At 45.0% G+C, this 20,242-nt stretch carries 16 protein-coding genes and 1 pseudogene; 7 read left to right on the forward strand and 10 right to left on the reverse strand.

The window, feature by feature from the left end; translation table 11 throughout:
• Window positions 1-181: 181 nt before the first annotated feature.
• Window positions 182-2,851, reverse strand: coding sequence for a hypothetical protein (locus VTH8203_RS14330; protein ID WP_096994287.1), 2,670 nt, complete (start codon window positions 2,849-2,851; stop codon window positions 182-184).
• 235 nt (window positions 2,852-3,086) lie between these two features.
• Here VTH8203_RS14330 and VTH8203_RS14335 point away from each other — a divergent pair.
• Window positions 3,087-3,208, forward strand: a pseudogene (locus VTH8203_RS14335) (IS5/IS1182 family transposase); the annotation flags it as partial.
• Window positions 3,209-3,250: 42 nt separating this feature from the next.
• Here the strand turns inward: VTH8203_RS14335 and VTH8203_RS14340 are convergent.
• Window positions 3,251-4,201, reverse strand: a complete 951-nt coding sequence (locus tag VTH8203_RS14340; protein ID WP_096994288.1) for an electron transfer flavoprotein subunit alpha/FixB family protein — start codon at window positions 4,199-4,201, stop codon at window positions 3,251-3,253.
• A 27-nt stretch (window positions 4,202-4,228) separates the two neighbouring features.
• A complete protein-coding gene (locus tag VTH8203_RS14345) occupies window positions 4,229-4,978 on the reverse strand; it encodes an electron transfer flavoprotein subunit beta/FixA family protein (RefSeq protein WP_096994289.1) in 750 nt (249 codons plus the stop codon).
• A gap of 135 nt (window positions 4,979-5,113) precedes the next feature.
• Here VTH8203_RS14345 and VTH8203_RS14350 point away from each other — a divergent pair, with 135 nt between their 5' ends.
• Window positions 5,114-6,781 carry an electron transfer flavoprotein-ubiquinone oxidoreductase gene (locus VTH8203_RS14350; protein WP_096994290.1) on the forward strand — a complete coding sequence of 556 codons (1,668 nt, stop codon included), beginning with the start codon at window positions 5,114-5,116 and terminating at the stop codon, window positions 6,779-6,781.
• A 22-nt stretch (window positions 6,782-6,803) separates the two neighbouring features.
• On the opposite strand, the gene VTH8203_RS14355 is transcribed toward VTH8203_RS14350, so the two are convergent.
• Genes VTH8203_RS14355 through VTH8203_RS14380 form a run of 6 tightly spaced genes read right to left on the reverse strand, consistent with a single transcriptional unit; the run spans window position 6,804 to window position 12,821 of the window.
• Complete coding sequence (locus VTH8203_RS14355; protein ID WP_096994291.1) at window positions 6,804-7,562, reverse strand: SDR family oxidoreductase; 759 nt, start codon at window positions 7,560-7,562, stop codon at window positions 6,804-6,806.
• Entirely contained in the window at window positions 7,563-8,486 is a 924-nt protein-coding gene (gene mmsB / locus VTH8203_RS14360; protein WP_096994292.1) for a 3-hydroxyisobutyrate dehydrogenase, read from the reverse strand.
• Between the two features lie 11 nt (window positions 8,487-8,497).
• Window positions 8,498-9,628 carry an enoyl-CoA hydratase/isomerase family protein gene (locus VTH8203_RS14365; protein ID WP_096994293.1) on the reverse strand — a complete coding sequence of 377 codons (1,131 nt, stop codon included), beginning with the start codon at window positions 9,626-9,628 and terminating at the stop codon, window positions 8,498-8,500.
• A gap of 9 nt (window positions 9,629-9,637) precedes the next feature.
• Window positions 9,638-10,420 (reverse strand): enoyl-CoA hydratase, encoded by a 783-nt coding sequence (locus tag VTH8203_RS14370; protein ID WP_096994294.1) that lies wholly within the window; start codon window positions 10,418-10,420, stop codon window positions 9,638-9,640.
• A gap of 24 nt (window positions 10,421-10,444) precedes the next feature.
• Window positions 10,445-11,599, reverse strand: a complete 1,155-nt coding sequence (locus VTH8203_RS14375; protein WP_096994295.1) for an acyl-CoA dehydrogenase family protein — start codon at window positions 11,597-11,599, stop codon at window positions 10,445-10,447.
• A gap of 22 nt (window positions 11,600-11,621) precedes the next feature.
• The gene (locus VTH8203_RS14380) at window positions 11,622-12,821 is read right to left on the reverse strand and encodes a thiolase family protein (RefSeq protein ID WP_096994296.1); all 1,200 of its coding nucleotides are present in this window, start codon (window positions 12,819-12,821) and stop codon (window positions 11,622-11,624) included.
• Between the two features lie 245 nt (window positions 12,822-13,066).
• On the opposite strand from VTH8203_RS14380, the gene VTH8203_RS14385 reads away from it, so the two are divergent.
• The 5 genes from VTH8203_RS14385 to VTH8203_RS14405 all read left to right on the forward strand — a co-directional run bounded on the left by VTH8203_RS14385 (window position 13,067) and on the right by VTH8203_RS14405 (window position 18,053).
• Window positions 13,067-13,444: a MerR family transcriptional regulator gene (locus VTH8203_RS14385; protein WP_006074362.1), complete on the forward strand. Its 378-nt coding sequence runs from the start codon at window positions 13,067-13,069 to the stop codon at window positions 13,442-13,444.
• A gap of 71 nt (window positions 13,445-13,515) precedes the next feature.
• Window positions 13,516-14,685 (forward strand): isovaleryl-CoA dehydrogenase, encoded by a 1,170-nt coding sequence (locus tag VTH8203_RS14390; RefSeq protein WP_096994297.1) that lies wholly within the window; start codon window positions 13,516-13,518, stop codon window positions 14,683-14,685.
• An 11-nt stretch (window positions 14,686-14,696) separates the two neighbouring features.
• Window positions 14,697-16,310, forward strand: coding sequence for a carboxyl transferase domain-containing protein (locus VTH8203_RS14395; RefSeq protein ID WP_096994298.1), 1,614 nt, complete (start codon window positions 14,697-14,699; stop codon window positions 16,308-16,310).
• A 12-nt stretch (window positions 16,311-16,322) separates the two neighbouring features.
• Window positions 16,323-17,120 (forward strand): enoyl-CoA hydratase-related protein, encoded by a 798-nt coding sequence (locus VTH8203_RS14400; RefSeq protein WP_096994299.1) that lies wholly within the window; start codon window positions 16,323-16,325, stop codon window positions 17,118-17,120.
• Between the two features lie 6 nt (window positions 17,121-17,126).
• Window positions 17,127-18,053, forward strand: coding sequence for a hydroxymethylglutaryl-CoA lyase (locus VTH8203_RS14405; RefSeq protein ID WP_096994300.1), 927 nt, complete (start codon window positions 17,127-17,129; stop codon window positions 18,051-18,053).
• Here VTH8203_RS14405 and VTH8203_RS14410 read toward each other — a convergent pair whose 3' ends face one another.
• Window positions 18,054-20,060, reverse strand: a complete 2,007-nt coding sequence (locus tag VTH8203_RS14410) for a beta-mannosidase (RefSeq protein ID WP_244181221.1) — start codon at window positions 20,058-20,060, stop codon at window positions 18,054-18,056.
• Window positions 20,061-20,242 lie beyond the last annotated feature (182 nt).

Genomic DNA, 20,242 nt, shown 5'->3' on the forward strand with positions numbered 1-20,242 from the left:
ACGTGGATCGGGTATGCGATTAAGGCGTTCAAAAAGTGTCATTTTGTAGGTTGAGTAGTACATAGATAATGATCTGATCAACAAAATCAGGATTAGTTCAATCGAAAATAAAGAACATTTAATTCCTTGATGCAGGTGAACGCAAATTGACCGTGTTGTTTGGCATTTAATCAATTAAACCCTACAAACTATGTGAGATCTCGCCCTGATCTACCACCCCATCCAAATTTAAATCCAATAAAGTTTCATAACTCAAATTAGAAAAATCTTTTGAATAAAAATAAGACTGTAATTCATCCCAAGCTGATTGATATGCCTCGACCTTATAATCAACATTATATATTATTTTTTGAAGCTCATGAATATTAGGAATAGAGTCAAACTCCATGATAGCTTTCAGATACTCTTCGAAATTCTCCACCTTGAATCTTAATTCTGACACATTTAAAAATATTTCTATTTCCAGCGCTTGTACATCTTTAGTGGACGCTGCGTTATCGATTTTCAACAACGCCTCTAATTGGATTATTTTTACATTAACAATATCTACTATCGATTGAAGATCATCCATAGATTGAATAACCACGTTTTCATTAGTGAGGTGAGCAGCGTATTGCTCAATGTAGTTTTCATCAATATCTTTAATGAAGGGTAAAGAGGGCAAAATACTTTTTATTTTTTCTGTGTTTTTGTCCCTTACCGCACTCACTAAACTCTGCCAAGGAGTTTGACCTACTGGTCCTTGCCAAGAACGAAAACTGTTTACTGCATCAATCGTGCTTGAGTCTTCTAGTTGTGACAATACGACTTCTGATATGTTCTCTTGCAAAGAGAGATCATAGACACTGCGAGACGTTTGTATTACATGTATTTTATTGTTAGATTCACCGACGATTTTCCACTCTACCTGATAGAAAAGTTCACAGTTATTCTCATTATTACATTCATCAATATTGACGCTTATGAGTTCGTTTTCGTAAATTTTTTGAATTTCGTTAACTCGTAGCTCGATAGTATTGTTTCTTTGCACCCATTGTAAGATGTGTTTTTCCACTCTGCTTACTGAACTATCTGGATCGATAACCCAGATTATACCGTCTCCGTCTGATTCTAGAGTTAGAAATTCACTTCGGTTGTGCTGTTCTTTATTAGATAATACGTAATCACCAGAAATTGTAATTGCTGAATCCGGTTTAATGCCTTCTAATATCTTTCCAACTACTGGATACTTGATTCCACCACTCTCTAGTATTACGTCAAAGTAATCACGATAAAATCTCACAAAATAAAAGTGCACATTGTCATTAACAGAGAATTTCTTACTTTCTTCGTCCCACTCTAGTGGTTTACCTTCGAAAGTTAGTCTTTTATCACTATTACTTATATACAATTCCAAGTATTCTTTACAATCAATTAAGTTAGCTTGGCAAATGCCATTTGGCATTATCATTTTGTAACTTTCTCTTACAGTAATTAACTCTTTGTTTGTTGAATTGTATGATATTTTTTTATCAGAATATAATCTATATTGGTTCGAATATGTTAACTCCGAATCTGATTCATCTAAACATTCAACGTTAAAATTAACTAATTTCTTACCACCAAATGAAGATATGCCTTCCAACTCAATCCTCTGGCAATATTTAATTTCTTGATATTCATCACCACCAGAATTTATATCCAACAAAAAACCAATATTAATAAAATCATCTTTTGATGGTGTTATTATTAACTTCCCGGATTCGATTGAAAAATCAAAGCTACCAACAAACCCTGAAACAGATGAAATATTAGCTTTACTACCAACGATATCTATAACCATCCCAAAAGACGAATTTATTGGGAATAAAACGTAACTTCCCGACTCTAGTTCTAACTTTCCTGACATTACCCTCTTATCCGAGAGCATTTTATTCTTTGCCTCATTAAACTCGACTGTATTGATAGCATTATAGAGAAATTCATCTCGTGCTTTCTTGACGCTAATAAGATCTAAAGTGTTTTCTATATTGTCAGGTAATTTTTTCTCTTGAGACGAGTAACCTGGACCATCAATTACTACCTTTACAATGGTTGCCAAGTTGAGAAGTGTGTTTTCATCAATAACCTTAACCTTCTCATTATAGTGCTCAAACGAAGGAAACGGTAATCCAGAGTTCTCTTCCTTCGCTAGAGTATATTCCGCTGTAGTAAGGTTTGTCACATTATAACTACTAACTCCCTCTGAATTAGTTGATTGCTTTTCTCTGAAATCGCCAATCATTCTAACAAGTTTCGCATTAGCTTGTTGGCCCTTACCTTGAGCTTCTACATATACCAGGGATGGTTCATCGTCATCTAATTCAATTTCAACCTGATAATACCCAGCATCATCTGAAACAGCATTCACTTTCCTATTAGAGCCAACTATATTAAAAGTAATATCCGCGTTAATGATTGGGGAGTCGGTAATTAATCCATCTAGTTTATATTCTTCAACGATAGGTTTAATAACAATCTGTGAACTTCTTTCAATTAAATCATCTTCATGATAGCCTTTGACATCAATCGTTAGCTTGTCTCCTTCAATTCCAGTACTCGGCATTGTCAATAGTCTTGTATTAAGCTTATCACCATCTACTATTTTTATGTCTGAGTCAGAAAAAAACCATTCCAGCTTGTCTAAATCAACGTTAGTATCAACAGTTACCTCGACTATGCTTTTCTCTTCTGCAACATCGGGATGCAATAATCTCACATAAGGGGATTGTCCACCACTTGAGCTATCATTGTTAGATCCCTTGCAAGCAATTAGATGTATGGGTAACGTTAAAATCAATGCTCCTTTTAAAACTCTAATCCATTGTTTCATAATAAAAACCTTTAAGGTCTCAAACAGCACTCTATTCTGTTCAATTACACCGTTTATACACTTTGGATATCGAATGATTATTTTTTAATATAATGATAGTTCGTACGTCTTGTTTTTGCCAAAGAATCACTGCTAACTCTGCATTTATTCATCGATAGATCGTAGGTAAGACTAGGCACCTATCTCAATAGGTGTTGTCTGAAATAAATCAACACCTATTTAAATACTGTAAACCATTTCAACACAATACTTAATCTCTGATGCCCTTTGACAAACATTGAGCCACTGCTGCCTGTCCACAAGACTAATAATCCGCTCAGTACGCATCGAAAAGGAGTCGATAACTGTGGTGCAATGAAACTGCAACGTCCCCTTAACTGGTACAGATAAAAGTGACGCTCAAATACAAGATACTTTGTCGATAAGCTCCGGTACAATCTCAAACAAATCCCCTACCAAACCGTAGTCCGCAACTTGGAAAATGGGCGCTTCAGGATCACTGTTTATCGCGACGATCACTTTAGAGTCTTTCATCCCTGCCATATGTTGGATTGCTCCTGAAATACCGATAGCAATGTACAAATCTGGCGCGACTATTTTACCCGTCTGGCCTACTTGCAGGTCGTTAGAAACAAATCCCGCATCAACCGCGGCTCGGGACGCACCAATGGCACCTCCGAGTTTATCAGCGAGCTGTTCCACCAAAGTAAAGTTGTCTTTACTGCCTACGCCACGCCCACCTGAAATAACAACACGAGCAGCCGCCAATTCAGGGCGCTCGCTTTCATTATGTTGCTGAGAGACAAATGCCGAAAAGCTATTCCCAACATCATGACCGCCGACCGCTATCACTGTCGCTTGATTCGCGGGTTTATGCCCCACTGCTTCAAACGCCGAACCACGAATCGTCATGAGTATTTTTTCCTCTGTCGACTTCACTTTCGCGAGCGCGTTACCGGCATAGATTGGACGAATAACGGTATCTGCCGTCACAATTTCCACGACATCAGATAGCTGGCCTACGTCGAGTAGCGCAGCAATACGTGGTAGCAAATTTTTCCCAAATGTCGTCGCTGGAGCCAAAATATGTGTAAAATCTTTGGCAAGCTGCACCGCAATTGGTGCTCCGTTCTCAGCAAGTAAATGACTAAATTGTTCATTGTCTGCGACGATCACCTGCTTGACGATATCGCATTGGCCAATACACTCTATTACCTCCTGACATTGATACCCCATGACAAGCACCGAAATGTCTTCACCTATTTGCGCTGCTGCGGATAGCGTTTTAAAGGTATCAAGCGCTACGCTGTGGTTATCGTGCTCTGCAATAACAAGAATTTGCGTATCCATAATCCTTTCTCCTTGATACTCACCGGCTTAAAGTACTTTTGCTTCATTCGTTAACTTATCGATCAGCTCATCCACAGTTGCGACTTTCACGCCTGCTGGACGCGCTTTGGGAGCTAAGACTTCCAAAACCTGATGTTTCGGGCTCAAGTTCACGCCCAATGAGTCAACATCGAGAACATCAAGTGGCTTGCGCTTGGCCTTCATGATGTTAGGTAAGGACGCATAACGAGGCTCGTTCAACCTCAAGTCGGTACTGATTATGGCTGGTAACGTCAGCTTCAAGGTCTCTAATCCCCCGTTTATCTCTCTCGTGACTTCAACATGCTCACCCGACAGTTTGACTTGCGAGGCAAACGTTCCTTGAGGTCTACTCGTCAGAGCCGCTAGCATTTGCGCAACTTGATTGTTGTCCGTATCGATCGATTGTTTGCCTAGTAGAACCAGTTTTGGCTGTTCTTGCTCAACCATCGCTTTCAAGATTTTTGCTACTGCTAGAGGCTCAGGTGATGCTGCCGCTTCTATGTGGAACGCTCTGTCAGCTCCTAAAGCAAGGGCATTGCGCAACGTTTCTTGCACTGCCTTATCACCAATACTCACCACAATCACTTCGTTTACAGAACCTGATTCTTTGAGTCTTATAGCTTCTTCCACGGCAATCTCACAGAAAGGGTTCATCGACATTTTGACGTTAGCGGTTTCAACGCCACTACCATCTTTAAGGACACGAACTTTCACATAGGGATCAACGACACGCTTTACAGCAACTAACACCTTCATACCGACTCCTTGAATAGAACGAACAAGCCTAATGGTTATTATTTGAGCTTAGTAAAGTTTACGTTTACGTCAACTGTACTATAGTTATACGTAGAGTTCCGAAATGGGCCCATTTGGTAAAATTAGGTGGTGAACATGGAAAGAGAATGCATGGAATTTGACGTGGTTATTGTTGGTGCTGGCCCCGCGGGCCTTACTTGTGCCATTCATCTTACACAGCTTGCCTCGCAAAACGACGCTGAATTATCAGTGTGTGTTATTGAGAAAGGTGCCGAAGTTGGGGCTCATATTCTCTCTGGTGCTGTGTTTGAAACCAGATCGCTTGATGAGCTTATTCCTGACTGGCAATCGCTAAACGCACCGGTGAACAATCCTGTGCTGCAAGATGACTTCCTCTATCTAACTACCCAGTACAATCATCTAAACATACCGTCATTTCTGACGCCAGCCTCCCTACACAACAACGAAGAGAATCACATCATTAGTCTTGGCTCGTTGTGTCAATGGCTTGCAGAGCAGGCAGAGCGCCTTGGCGTTGAAATCTTTCCTGGCTTTGCAGCGCAGCACGTTATTTATTCTGATACAGGCGCAGTGGTTGGTGTTTGTACTTCTGATATGGGATTAGATAAGCAAGGAGAACAAAAAAGCACGTTTGAAGCAGGAATAGAATTAAAAGGTAAGTACACCATTTTCGCTGAAGGAGCGCGTGGCCATTTAGGTAAGGAGCTTATTCAGAGATTTAAGCTCGATCAGGGCAAGCAGCCACAGCATTACGCACTAGGGTTCAAAGAAGTTTGGCAACTACCCGATGAGCAGCCCCACTACGCCAAAGGTAAAGTCATTCATGGCGTCGGTTGGCCCTTGCACGATTCTAAAGCCACCGGAGGCAGCTTCGTCTACCACTTGGACAATCATCAGATCGCGGTAGGTCTTATTGTCGACCTTAATTACGCCAACCATCGCCTAAGTCCCTTTGACGAATTTCAACGCTTCAAACACCACCCAGCCATTGCGAAATACCTTCATGATGGAGAACGTATCTCGTTTGGTGCAAGAGCCATCGCTAAAGGTGGTCTTCGTTCGCTCCCCAAACAGCAATTCCCTGGAGGGCTGCTCATTGGTTGTGATGCTGGCACACTGAACATGGGCAAAATAAAAGGCACTCACACAGCAATGAAGTCCGGCATGTTATCTGCCGAGGCGGTGTATCAGCAACTCGCGAAGGGATACGCCCACAATGAAGCGGATTATCAAACCTTATTTGAAGCGTCTTGGCTCCATCAAGAACTCAGCGACACACAAAACTTTGGCGCTAACTTGCATCGTTTTGGCGAACCTCTAGGAGGTATGCTCAATGTACTCGAACAAAATGTGTGGACCCGTTTATTCAAACGCCCGATTCCTTGGACAGTCACTGATACCAATGACGATCATTCACAGTTAGCGAATAAAGCCAGCGTTTCTAGCATTAGCTACCCTAAACCCGATGGCGTATTGAGTTTTGACAAACCCTCTTCGGTCTATTTGTCGGGTACCCAGCATGAAGAAAATCAACCGTGTCATTTACAACTTCTCGATATCAATGTGGTCATCGATAGCCATATTCCCCAGTTTGATGAGCCCAGTCAGCGCTATTGTCCTGCGGGTGTGTACGAGATTATTGAGGTGGAAGGTCGCAAGCAGCTGCAAATCAACGCTACTAACTGTCTGCACTGCAAGACTTGCGATATTAAAGACCCATCAGCCAATATAAACTGGACCCCACCAGAAGGCGGTGGCGGTCCAAATTATCAAGCTATGTAATCGTTATCGAGAACAAAGGGGATTAAATCACTAAGCCGCCATCCACTTCGATGACGCGTCCATTTACGTATTCATTTTCCAGTATAAAACGCATCGTGTGAGCGATCTCAGATGGGTCAGCCATTCGTTTTACTGGCACCATATGCTCGAGTCTTTCACGAGCTTCTGGCTTCATTTGCGCGGTCATCGATGTCTCAACGACTCCCGGCGCAATGGCAGCTGCGCGAATGCCATAGCGAGCAAGTTCTTTCCCCCAAACAGAAGCCATGGTCGCCACTGCCGCTTTAGAAGCGGCGTAGTTGGTTTGCCCCATGTTGCCCGCCCTCGACACACTAGAGATGTTGATAATTACACCTCTTGAGTCCGTTTCGATCATTTTTACTGCAGCTTCACGGCCACATAAAAACGTACCAGTTAGATTAACGTTGATGACCGAGTTGAACTGGTCTAAAGACATCTTAGATATCTCGCCACCTCTCGCTTTAACTAACATACCATCGCGAAGAATACCCGCGTTGTTAATCAAACCATTCAACGCACCAAAATCTGTGACGATGTCACTAAATACAGTTTCTACCTGCTCTTCATTGGTCACATCAACTTGATAGATTTGTGCTTTAACCCCTAAATCCTCACACAATTGTTTGGTCTGTGCCAATGCTTCAAGGTTCACATCCATTAATGCGAGATGTGCTCCTTGTTGTGCAAGACTTGTCGCCATTGTTTGACCTAATCCTTGGCCAGCACCAGTAATGGCGATAACGCTCTGCTTCAGTTCCATCTACCTCTCCCTTTCGCTACGAAAATACTCAAACAGACTGGAGAAATCTAACTCTGCATTGCCATTGTTGTTATGAAATGCATAGAGATTGCGCGCTAATGCGCCCATAGGAACAGTCGATTGGCTATTAGCCGCTGCCTGCATCCCTAGCCCCAAGTCTTTTGACATCAACTTACTCATAAAGCCCGGAGCGTAATGATTGCTCGCTGGAGCAGATTCCATTACTCCCGGACAAGGGTTATATAGTTCTAAAACCCAGTTTCTTCCAGAGCTTTGCTGCATAATATTTGACAGTACCTCAGGGTTGAGGCCGTTATCGATACCAAGGCTCAAGGCTTCGCAGGTCCCGGACATGATGATACCCAATAACAAGTTATTACAAATTTTGGCCATTTGACCATCGCCAGCTTGCCCTGCATGAAAGATGTTCTTCCCCATATGAGCCAAGATTTGTTTCGAAGTTTCAAACGCTTGATCCGTTCCACCCACAATAAATGTCAGCGTTCCGGCCTTAGCACCCGCAACCCCCCCAGAAACAGGTGCATCGACAAAACTTAATCCTTTTGCGGCCGCTTCTTTCGCGACTAACTTTGCGGAATCAGGTTCGATGGTTGACGAATCGATAAGAAACGTGCCCGGTTGCACCAGATTCAGCAGCCCTTTCGCGCCATGATCATCACCTAAATACACCGTGCGCACGTGCTCCCCAGCGGGAAGCATGGTCATCACAGCATCAACATCAGCAACCGCAGCTTCCAAAGTGCTAAATGCCTTCGCCCCCACAGACTCAAGCTGCTTAGCAAGCTCAGGGACAAGGTCAAAGACATTGACGGAAAAACCTGCTTTTAGCAGATTTTCCACCATAGGACCGCCCATATTTCCAAGCCCAACGAATGCAATGGTGTGACATTCTGATTGATTCATAGCGCTTCTCCTTAAACGCGACCAAGCTGAGCGAGAGGATGCTCTTGCTCTCGCCATAATGAAGTAAACAACTCGTCAATAACGGCGTTATCGACTGAGTTAATGTTTGGATACTTCCAATGCGGCGCGCCATCTTTATCAACGAGACGTGAACGCACCCCTTCTTCAAATTCTCCTAGTGTGGCACTCCTAACACCAAGAATAAGTTCGAGCCGAAAGCAATCCGCGAGTGTTAAATGACTATAGTCGTTGATTTGACGAAAACAAATGTGAGCTGTGATAGGGCTACCTTGTGACAGGTTATGTTTTGCTGCCACCAACCATTTTTCGTTACCCGGTAACGCCATAATATTGGTAAACACATGTTCGATGTCAGCGGCGTTACACGCTGCACAGATTTCATCCAAACGCGGTTTCAACTGTGATGCTGGCAAACTAGAGTCATCTTTTTCGGCCAATTTCTCCAAGCACTCAGAGAGAAATTCGTAACTGTCGTCAACGCAGCTCCAATCGGTTTCCTGCAATTGATTAATCAGTTTCTCTTTTGCATCTTGGGTAACTAAGTGATCTGCCATATGAATGTCCATCGCATCGGTGGCATTCAACATCACGCCAGTCAGTCCTAAAAACAGGCCTACGCGGTCTGCAAGTTGATTAAGAAAGTAGGTAGCACCTACATCGGGGAACAGACCGATGCTAATTTCTGGCATGGCTAAGCGTGATGTAGGCGTGACCACCTTATGGCTGGTTCCCATGAAAAGCCCCATTCCTCCGCCCATCACAATGCCATCCCCCCAACCAATGATGGGCTTGCAGTAGCTATGAATAAGGTAGTCGCATTCATATTCTACGCCAAAAAACTGCTCGCAATACGCTTTGGCCGCATCCGCTGGTTGTGTTTTCATCATAGTGTGCATGGCTCTGACATCGCCACCAGCGCAAAATGCCTTTTCTCCCGCGCCATCCAATACGACGCATACAACTCGCTCATCCTGATGCCATTGTTCAAGTTGTTGTTTCAGTAACACAATCATGTTGTGAGTGAGTGCATTCAATGACGCGTTATTGTCTAGCGTAGCAATGGCGATAACATAATCACCTTCACCACAAGGAATTTCTTGAAAGTTAACCGTATCTGACATTTTGCTCTCCTAGCTGTTCTTCCATTCGGGTGGTCTTTTTTCTAGAAAAGCATTCACACCTTCTCGCTGATCCTCAGTATCAAACAACCGGATGAACAGCTCTCGTTCTTTGACTAAACCATGAGAAATAAAATCGTGCCGATTTGACTGAATCAATGTCTTGCATGCCGTTACCGAGCTCGGTGATTGATGAGCAACTTGCTCTGCCAAGGCTACCGCAACAGGCAGCGCCTTACCCCTTTGGACAACCTCTTCAACCAATCGTATATCCAGTGCTTTTTGTGCCGACACTTGCTCTCCACACAAAATGATTCGTTTTGCCCAACCTTCACCTACCATAGCCGTAAGATTTTGCGTTCCCCCCGCACAAGGTAGTAAACCCACTTTTGCTTCCGGAAGTGCTAAAACGGCCTGTTGCTCTGCAATTCGAATATCACAAGCGAGCGCTACCTCTAAACCGCCTCCCATCGCGTAGCCGTTAATTGCGGCAATTGATACGCCGCGAAAACCGGACAACGCCTCAAACGCTTCTCCGAACACTCTTGACATGGTGCAAGCACTTTCTTTATCCCCTTGAGCAAACACCTTCAAATCAGCACCGGCCGAAAAGAATTTGTCTCCGTTGCCTGTGATAACCAGCGCATAAACATCTTTGTTATCGTTTAAGTCAAATATCAGCTGTTTAAGACGAACTAAGCTTTCACACGTCCATGTATTGGCAGGTGGATTGTGCATGGTTAACACAGCCACGTGATTATCAATGGTATAAGGAATCGAACTGACCTCTGACATTTTGTCTTCTCCGTGTTGAATACGTTACTCAATAGCGAATGCGTTGCTTAGGACTCGTCTTGCGATGATCATACGCATGATCTCGTTGGTCCCTTCTAAGATTTGATGCACTCTGACGTCTCTGAAATGACGCTCAAGCGAATATTCTTTGATGTATCCGTAACCGCCAAAAAGTTGCAACACACCATCGCACACGTTAAATCCAACGTCGGTAGCAAATCGTTTCGCCATCGCGCAGTAGGTTGTCGCATCTGGATGTTGGCTATCGAGTTTAAATGCCGCCAAACGTATCATCTGTCTCGCCGCAACCAGCTCCGTTGCTAAGTCTGCTAACTTAAACTGTAAGGCTTGAAACTGACTCAAACTACTTCCAAACTGTTTTCGTTCATGGAGATACTGAGCAGCTTGGTTTAACGCATGTTGTGCCGTTCCTACGGAACAAGTCGCGATATTGATTCGCCCACCATCCAGCCCTTTCATGGCAAAGGTAAAACCTTGTCCCTCTTCACCTAAGCGATATGTAGCAGGAACAACAACGTTATCGAATGTGATGGCTCGCGTTGGTTGGCTATTCCAGCCCATCTTAGGCTCTTTGCGTCCATAACTGATCCCATCACAATCTGCAGGTACAACAAATGCCGAAATACCTTTAGCACCGGATTCCCCCGTTCTTGCCATTACCACTAGTACATCGGTCTCTCCACCTCCTGAGATAAAGGCTTTTGAACCGTTAATGATGTAACTGTCATCCTGTCTCTCAGCTGTTGTCAGCAGAGAAGCGGCGTCTGAGCCCGCCGTCGCCTCCGTTAGGCAGTAAGACCCCAGCCAATCTCCACTAATTAAACTGGGACAAAACGCCCGCTTAGCCTCGTCGGTAGCAAAACTGGCTATCATCCATGTCACCATATTGTGAATGGTCATAAAAGCCGTGGTGGAGGTACAACCCATACTTAGCTTTTCAAACACAATAGACGAGTCAAGGCGGCTTAATCCTAAGCCACCTTCTTGCTCTGGTGTATACAGTGCCAAAAAGCCCAATTCACCTGCTTGCTTTAACACGTCTTTAGGGAAGATACATTCTTCGTCCCATAGTGCTGCATTAGGCATTAAGTGCTCATTGGCAAACTGAAAAGCCGTTTCCGAAAACGCTCGTTGGTCTTCATTCAGTTCGAAGTCCATAGCATTACCTCCCTCTTTTGAATCACCGCGGTATTTCGACAGCGATTGCGGTCGCTTCCCCACCACCAATACACAATGCAGCTACACCTTTAAGCGAGCTTTTCTCGCTCTCTGAATCCGCTAGTTTTGCTTTCAAACTATGAATTAGAGTAACCAGTATTCGTGCGCCACTTGCACCAAGAGGATGACCTAACGCACAGGCTCCTCCATTCACATTCACTTTGTCGCTATCCAATTTAAAATGATTCACCGCTATTTGCGTGACGACAGCAAACGCCTCATTGATCTCCCATCCATCGACGTCATCCACGCGCCATTCGAGTCTAGTCAGTAACTGTTTGATAGCTCCAACGGGGGCCAGGGTGAATTCACTAGGCTTTGTGGAAAACGATGTATGTCCTTTAATAATGGCTAAAGGTTTGAGTTGCTGAGCCATAGCCTGCTCTTTTTCCATCAGTAGAAGCGCAGCCGCTCCATCAGAGATAGCGCTTGAATTTGCTGCGGTAATGGTGCCATGTTGACTAAAGGCGGGTTTCAGCTTTGGAATGTTGTCGAGTTTGATGGTTTTAGGCAGTTCGTCATCATTAATGGGCCCATATCGCTTGCTATCGAGTGGCGCTATTTCGTTGCTAAATAAACCTTGCTGCTGGGCATTGAGCGCACGCTCTGCAGACATGCTCGCCCAACGGTCCATTTGCTCGCGAGAGAAACCAAGCTCATCCGCGACGGCTTGACCGTACACGCCCATTAGCTTGCCTTCATAGGCATCCTCTAAACCATCGGTAAACATGTGGTCACAGGCAGACTTGTGCCCGATTCGCATCCCTTGTCTTGCATTGGGCAACAAGTAAGGCGCGTTGGTCATGCTTTCCATACCACCAGCGATTACGCAGTTTGCCTCACCAAATTGAATCATTGACTGGGCAAGCATGACCGTTTTCATACCAGAGCCGCATACCTTATTAATCGTGGTACAAGGAACCGACTCCGCTATTCCCGCGCCTAGAGCAGCCTGTCTGGCTGGCGCTTGACCACATCCAGCAGGCAACACACATCCCATAAAAACTTCATCAACGGAGGATCTGTCTAACGCAACATCATTCATCACCGCCTTTATCGCGGCACTTCCCAACTGTGGAGCAGTGAACGACGACAGCTCGCCTTGAAATCGCCCCAACGGCGTTCGTTTTGCAGCGACAATCCAGACTTCTCGTTGGTGCATTGTTACCTCCTGACTCTCTAGCGACGACGTGGGCATTTCAACCGCATTCTCGACTATTTCCTTGACGTATGAGTAAGCATAGCACTAACATTTACGTAAACGTAAATAAACAACCTAATAACGTGTCATTTTTTGATTACGCCAATGTCAGCAATGACATCTTCATAAGATTGGGTAATGAGTTTTAGTACTTGATGCAGTGGTCGCGAAGCCCGGCCAAACCCTAGTTCGGAGAGCAGTAACCGATGGAAACTTATAAGATCAGCGAGCTCGCAAAAGAATTTGATGTAACAACTCGCAGCATTCGTTTTTACGAAGACGAAGGATTAATACAACCTGACCGTAAAGGCACGATGCGAATTTATCAACGCAGAGACAAGATTCGCTTGAAGTTAATCCTGCGCGGAAAAAGGCTTGGATTCTCTCTTGCTGAGATACGAGAGTTATTTGAGCTTTATGACACTCATCAGGGAGAGCATCAGCTCACGCAAATGCTCAACATAATTGATGAAAAAGAAGCGGTTTTAAAACGCCAACTTGAAGACATTAATGCACTACTGGAAGACTTATCTGTGGCAAAGAAACGTTGTATCGAAGCCTTAGGAAAGCAGAAAACAAGCTAATTGCTTCTGACGCTGTGATTCATTGCCAAAGTAATAGGATGTAGAGTCTCTTCCAGATAAAGGGAGGTTCTATGATTAGTCAGTACAGCCCACTGAATTTTGGGCTTGATGAATCCATCAATTTACTGCGCGAGCATGTCAATGGTTTTGCTCGTGAGCGCATCGCCCCTATCGCTGCGCAAGTGGATGCGGATAACGCATTTCCAAACCACCTTTGGCCAGAGCTTGGTGAGTTGGGTTTACTTGGCGTAACCGTCGGCGAAGAATATGGTGGCGCTGCCATGGGGTATCTTGCTCATGTCACCGCTCTAGAAGAAATCAGCCGCGCTTCTGCTTCCATTGCCCTCAGCTATGGCGCTCACTCCAACCTTTGCGTTAATCAAATCTTTCGAAATGGTAATGATGCTCAGCGGGCAAAATACCTTCCAAAACTCGTTGATGGTACTCACATTGGTGCATTAGCGATGAGTGAAGCAAATGCAGGCTCAGATGTCATAAGCATGCAGCTTCGCGCAGAAAGACACGGTGACCACTTTGTGCTTAATGGCTGCAAGATGTGGATTACCAATGGTCCAGATGCGGATGTGGTAGTGGTTTACGCCAAGACTGATCCTTCGGCGGCTCAACACGGCATTACTGCTTTCATTATTGAAAAGCAATTTGATGGATTCAGCCACGCACAAAAACTCGACAAACTTGGCATGAGAGGCTCCAACACCTGCGAACTTGTGTTTCAAAACTGCAAAGTACCTTTAGAAAATGTTCTAGGGGAAGTCAATCACGGTGTTGAAGTACTGATGAGCGGGCTCGACTACGAGCGTGTCGTGCTAGCAGCGGGTCCGCTAGGCATCATGCAGGCCTGCCTTGATTTGGTTGTCCCTTACGTGCATGAACGCCAGCAGTTCGGGCGTTCTATTGGTGAATTTCAACTAGTCCAAGCAAAACTCGCTGATATGTATACTCGCTGCAATGCAGCACGTGCCTATTTGTATGCGGTCGCCAGCGCTTGCGATAGAGGCGAAATTACTCGAAAAGATTCTGCTGGTGTCATTCTTTACAATGCGGAACTTGCAACACAAATGGCATTAGATGCAATCCAATTGTTAGGCGGGAATGGCTATATCAATGAATATGCAGCAGGACGTTTGTTGCGTGACGCTAAGCTATATGAAATCGGTGCCGGCACATCAGAAATCCGCCGCATGCTTATCGGCCGAGAGCTGTTCCAAGAGTCGCAATAGCGGAGGGATTTATGACTAAAATTGTCAGTAAAGTGAAACCCAACTCAGAGCTTTATCTAAAAAACCAAAAAGCGATGAATGCGCTTGTGGCGAAGCTTGAGACCGATCTTTCAACCATAGCGAAAGGCGGCGGTGAAAAAGCCATTCAACGTCAACGCGCAAAAGGAAAGCTTCCGGTTCGCGAACGTATTGATAACCTGCTCGATCAGCATTCTGATTTCCTTGAAGTTGGTCAATTTGCCGCATGGGAGGTATACGAGGACAAAGTACCTTGTGCAGGAGTCGTCGCTGGAATTGGTACGGTTTGCAACACTCAATGTATGATCATTGCTAACGATCCCGCCGTTAAAGGTGGAACCTACTACCCGCTGACCGTCAAAAAGCACCTTCGAGCCCAAGAAATAGCGGCACGCTGCCACCTTCCCTGTCTCTATCTTGTTGATTCTGGTGGAGCAAATTTGCCTCACCAAGCTGATGTATTTCCCGACAAGGATCATTTCGGGCGTATTTTCTTTAATCAAGCTCGAATGTCAGCGAACGGCATACCGCAAATCGCGGTGGTTCTCGGCCTATGTACCGCTGGCGGCGCGTATGTTCCCGCTATGGCTGACGTCTCCATTATGGTCAAAAATCAAAGTACGATTTTTCTCGCAGGGCCCCCTCTCGTCAAAGCAGCGACCGGAGAAGAAGTGACCGATGAAGAACTCGGCAGCGCGGATGTACACTGTAAAAAGTCCGGTGTCGCTGACTATTATGCCCACAACGAACAACATGCTTTGGAGTTAGCACGACAAGCCATTTCAAGCACTAACACAAACAATACGTTGCCAGCATATCACACCGCGACAAAGACCGGGTCACCTAGTTATGACCCAACTGAGATATACGGGATTGTAAACAGTGACTTAAGACTGTCTTTCGATGTTCGTGAAGTGATAGCTCGAATCGTCGATGATTCTGAGTTTGACGAGTTCAAAGCACTTTATGGTGCAACCTTAGTCAGTGGTTTTGCTCGAATTGATGGACGCCTCATTGGCATTGTTGCCAACAACGGCATCTTATTTTCCGAGTCAGCCCAAAAAGGCGCGCATTTTGTTGAACTGTGCGCCAAACGTAAAATCCCGCTGCTGTTTTTGCAAAATATCACCGGTTTTATGGTCGGTAAGCAATATGAGGAGGGCGGTATAGCAAAACATGGTGCGAAACTGGTCATGGCGGTCTCATGTGCCGATGTGCCCAAGTTCACTATCATCATTGGGGGTTCATATGGCGCAGGCAATTACGGTATGTGTGGTCGAGCCTACGACCCGACCATGATGTGGATGTGGCCAAATGCACGCATCTCAGTGATGGGTGGATTACAAGCGGCCAACGTGCTTACCCAAGTAAAACGTGAGGTGAATAAACGTCAGAATCAACAATGGCCTGAACAGGAAGAGCAAAGCTACAAACAAAATATCGTCGACCGCTATAACAATGAAGGCCATCCCTATTACGCCAGTGCTAGACTTTGGGACGATGGCATTATCGATCCCAAAGACACACGCCGTATTTTGACGCTTGCGCTGCGTGCTACTGATAACGCTCCTATCCCCGATAGTGAGTTTGGCATCTTTCGAATGTAACGGGCGGCGGCTATGACTGAACTTAATACTATTCAATTTACTGTCGACACCAAAGGAGTCGCTCATCTGACGTTAGATCGTCAACACAAAAGCAATGCCTTTGATGATGCGATGATTGCCGATCTGCTCAATGCACTGCATCGCGTTGGCAACGACAAGAATATCCGCTGCTTAGTATTACGTGGTAACGGAAAACATTTCTCCGCTGGGGCTGATTTAGCCTGGATGAAATCGATGGCAAACAAAAGTCAAAACGAAAACTTGCAAGATGCCCAAAAACTTGCCGAACTAATGACGCGCCTAGACACGCTAACGATCCCAACCGTAGCCGTCGTTCAAGGTTCGGCATTTGGCGGGGCTTTAGGGCTGCTGTGCTGCTGCGATGTTGTGGTTGCTCATGCCGACTGTCGATTCTGTCTTAGCGAAGTGAAACTTGGACTTGTTCCTGCGACTATTGGGCCTTACGTTATTCGTACCATAGGTGCCCGTTATGCTCGACGTTATATGTTGAGTGCTGAAGTCATGGGTGCCCCTCAAGCTCTGGAGCTTGGAATTGTCCACGAGGTACTGCTAGGTAGTAAGATTGACCCCTTCGTGGATACACTGGTCGATAAATTCGTTGCCAATAGCCCAAACGCAATAGCAAACACAAAGGCTTTGATTCAGTACTGCCACAACCATCCGATCAATCCTCTATTGATCGATTTCACAAGCCAAGTTATTGCCGATGCTCGTACCTCTTCTCAAGGTCAGAAAGGTCTGCAAGCCTTCTTCGACAAAGTGCCGCCTATTTGGAAAGAAGAGGAGTAAATTCTAATGGCTACTCTTCCGGCTCCTTTCCTTCCTAGTCACGTTAATATTGTTGAAGTGGGTCCGCGAGATGGATTACAGAATGAAAAGAGCGTAAATACGTCACATAAAGTAAACCTAATCAATCAACTTACTGCCGCTGGGCTAACACATATTGAATCAGGGGCGTTTGTGGCGGCAAAACGTATCCCTCAAATGGCGGACTCAACCAGCGTTTTTCAACAAATAACCAAGAAGGAAAACGTCATCTACTCTGCCCTAACGCCTAATTTACAAGGCTTCGAGGCGGCTCTCTCGGCAGGTGCTGACGAAGTGGCCGTATTTACTTCCTGCTCTGAGTCTTTTACTCAGCGAAACATCCATTGCTCAATTGAAGAAAGCATTCAACGGTTCATTCCCATCATTGAAGCTGCTCATCAACACAACATAAGAGTTCGTGGCTACCTCTCGTGCATCGTAGATTGCCCCTATGAAGGTAAAACCAAGCCTGAACAAGTGTCCGCGATCAGTGATACCCTAATTGAGTTAGGCTGTTATCAGCTGTCACTAGGCGACACAATCGGTACAGCAACCCCACTAAGAATAGCTAGGGTGTTAGAAGCTGTCTTGGATAATGTCCCCACATCGAAATTGGCGGTTCATTTTCACGACACGTACGGGCAGTCACTTGCCAATCTTTATCAAGCGTTACTAATGGGTATTCAAACCATAGACAGCAGCGTCGCCGGACTTGGTGGGTGCCCCTACGCCGATGGAGCGTCTGGAAATGTGGCAACTGAGGATGTGCTCTATCTCTGCCATGAGTTGGGAATCGCTACAGGTGTAGACCTTGAGTCTGTCGCCCGAGCTGGTTGGACAATCTGTAACGCACTTAACAAAGAGCCAGCATCAAAAGTATCACTGGCTCTAAGGGCGAAGCAAAGTCAACGTTAATTAGTAGCTATTGCTTAAGTCATAGACACGTAGCGTCGATAGCAGTGTCTCTAACTCCTCACCAATATAGTTAACCTGATAAGGCTCATTGGGCAACAAAGTAAAACTGGAATCACTAAATCGCCCAGAACCGTCGTGCTCCAAATGAACGAAAAACGCTGGTTTATCAGCGGTTAGTATTATCGCACTTCCGTCGATATCCACTTGAATTTTCGCTTTGCTAATGGCCAACTGTTTCACCTCCGGTTTAGCAAACCAAATATTCTGACTCCACTCACCTTGAGATTCGAAGCGGACAAAGAAGAAACCCTGGTCAGCTCTCGTCTGCCACTGCGATTTATTCAACGACCAAACTTCTTGGTTTTCATCCGGTGCGATATCAAGGTTCAAATTCCAGTTGCCAAGTGATTCACCATTCCAACTCATCCACACCACTTCACCAGTGACCTTCTCTTGAGTTCTTCGGTTGTTAACCAGCCTCAATGTCAAGGCATCATCAGTCTCGACAAATGGCACATAGGTAGGAGCAAATACACGTCTAGCATGATAATGAAGTTGTTTCCAACGACCGCTGTATTCAATACTCGACCAAGAGCTTACTGGCCAGTTATCATTTAACTGCCAGTACAACATGCCTCGGCAAATCGGTGATATAGAGCGCCAGTACTCACAACCGGTTTTAATCGCAATAGATTGCTGTACTTGGCTTAAATATAGCATCTGCTCAAAGCTAGCTGGAAAGCGAAAATATCTGGTAAACATCTCGGTAATAATGCTATTACCAGAGGCATTCTTTTGGTGTCCTTCAAATGTAGGTGAGGTTACGTTCCAATCTTCTTGCGGTACAAAGGTTTTTACTTCTGATAATGAAGGCCAGGACTGGAAGCCAAACTCCGAACAAAACCGGGGCTTAATACTGTGGTAAGCATTAAACGATGCACCAGAATGCCATGCTTCCCAAAAGTGCATATCACCTCGAGCGTCATCGTGCCATGAGTCGCCATAATCGAGTTCGCCGTTACAAGGAGACGAAGACCAAAACTTTCGTGATGGGTCTTCTTGAGTGACAAAATCCGCAAGCTTACGGTTTAATCGGTCATAATTTACGACATAGCGATCTCTGCTGTTTCTCGATTCTTCATACCAATATAATGCACCTATTACTTCATTATCACCACACCACAGGGCAATACAGGCGTAATCTTTTAAACGCTGAACTTGGTAGCGTACTTCGGGTTCTACATCGTCAATGAATGTCTGAGTGGATGGATAAAGCGAACAGGCAAACATGAGGTCTTGCCAGACTAGCAAACCTAACTCATCACATGTTTGATAGAAGATATCGGCTTCATACTGGCCGCCACCCCAAACTCGAATCATATTCATGTTAGCGGCGACCGCATCACCCAATAAGGACTCATAACGAGTTTTGCTTTCTCGCGCAGGCATGGCATCCATAGGAATCCAGTTCGCACCGCGCGCTGTGATAGGAAAATCGTTAATACGAAACTCCATTGCAGAGCCAATGTCATCCTCTGCATTGTTAAGCTCTAGCTTACGCAAACCAAGGCGTTTGTTTATTGTTTGACCGTCCATTGTGACGTTTAAATCATACAGCGGCTGCTCACCATATCCCGCTGGCCACCAAAGTTTGGGAGTCTCAACGGTAAAACTCACTGACGTCACCTCACCGTCTGTGCTTGTAATTCGCTTTTCCACTTCATCAAATCCAATCGATATCTCTACGCCAGAAACCGCTTGGTGGTATATCTGCACCACAACGTCAACTGAACCGTCCTGTTTCCAGATTTGCTCCGTTGATACTCGTTCTAAGCTAGCCTGGTTAACCACGCTGATGAAAACATCATCATAGATTCCGGAAACCAGTAAGCAAATGCCCCAATCCCAACCTGAATGGCATTGGGTTTTACGCAGCAAATTCATATGAGGAATTTGGTTATTGCTCCCCATCGAAGATGGTGGCTCTTCTCCGCTTTGTTGAGTCATAACGCAATACTTATGACTTCTACCATACTGACTAATAACCCTTTTTTAGTCAGTATGGATGAATCCTATTTTGACCCAGTTACTTTCTCAGCTTTTACATATTCAGGGGCAGGCAATCCAGTCGATTAAGGTCGATGAATCCACTCAAACTGTTGACGTTTACTGTCGTCGAGACCGACGAT

The sequence above is a fragment of the Vibrio thalassae genome, from assembly GCF_900089835.1.
GTDB classification, from domain to species: Bacteria; Pseudomonadota; Gammaproteobacteria; order Enterobacterales; family Vibrionaceae; genus Vibrio; species Vibrio thalassae.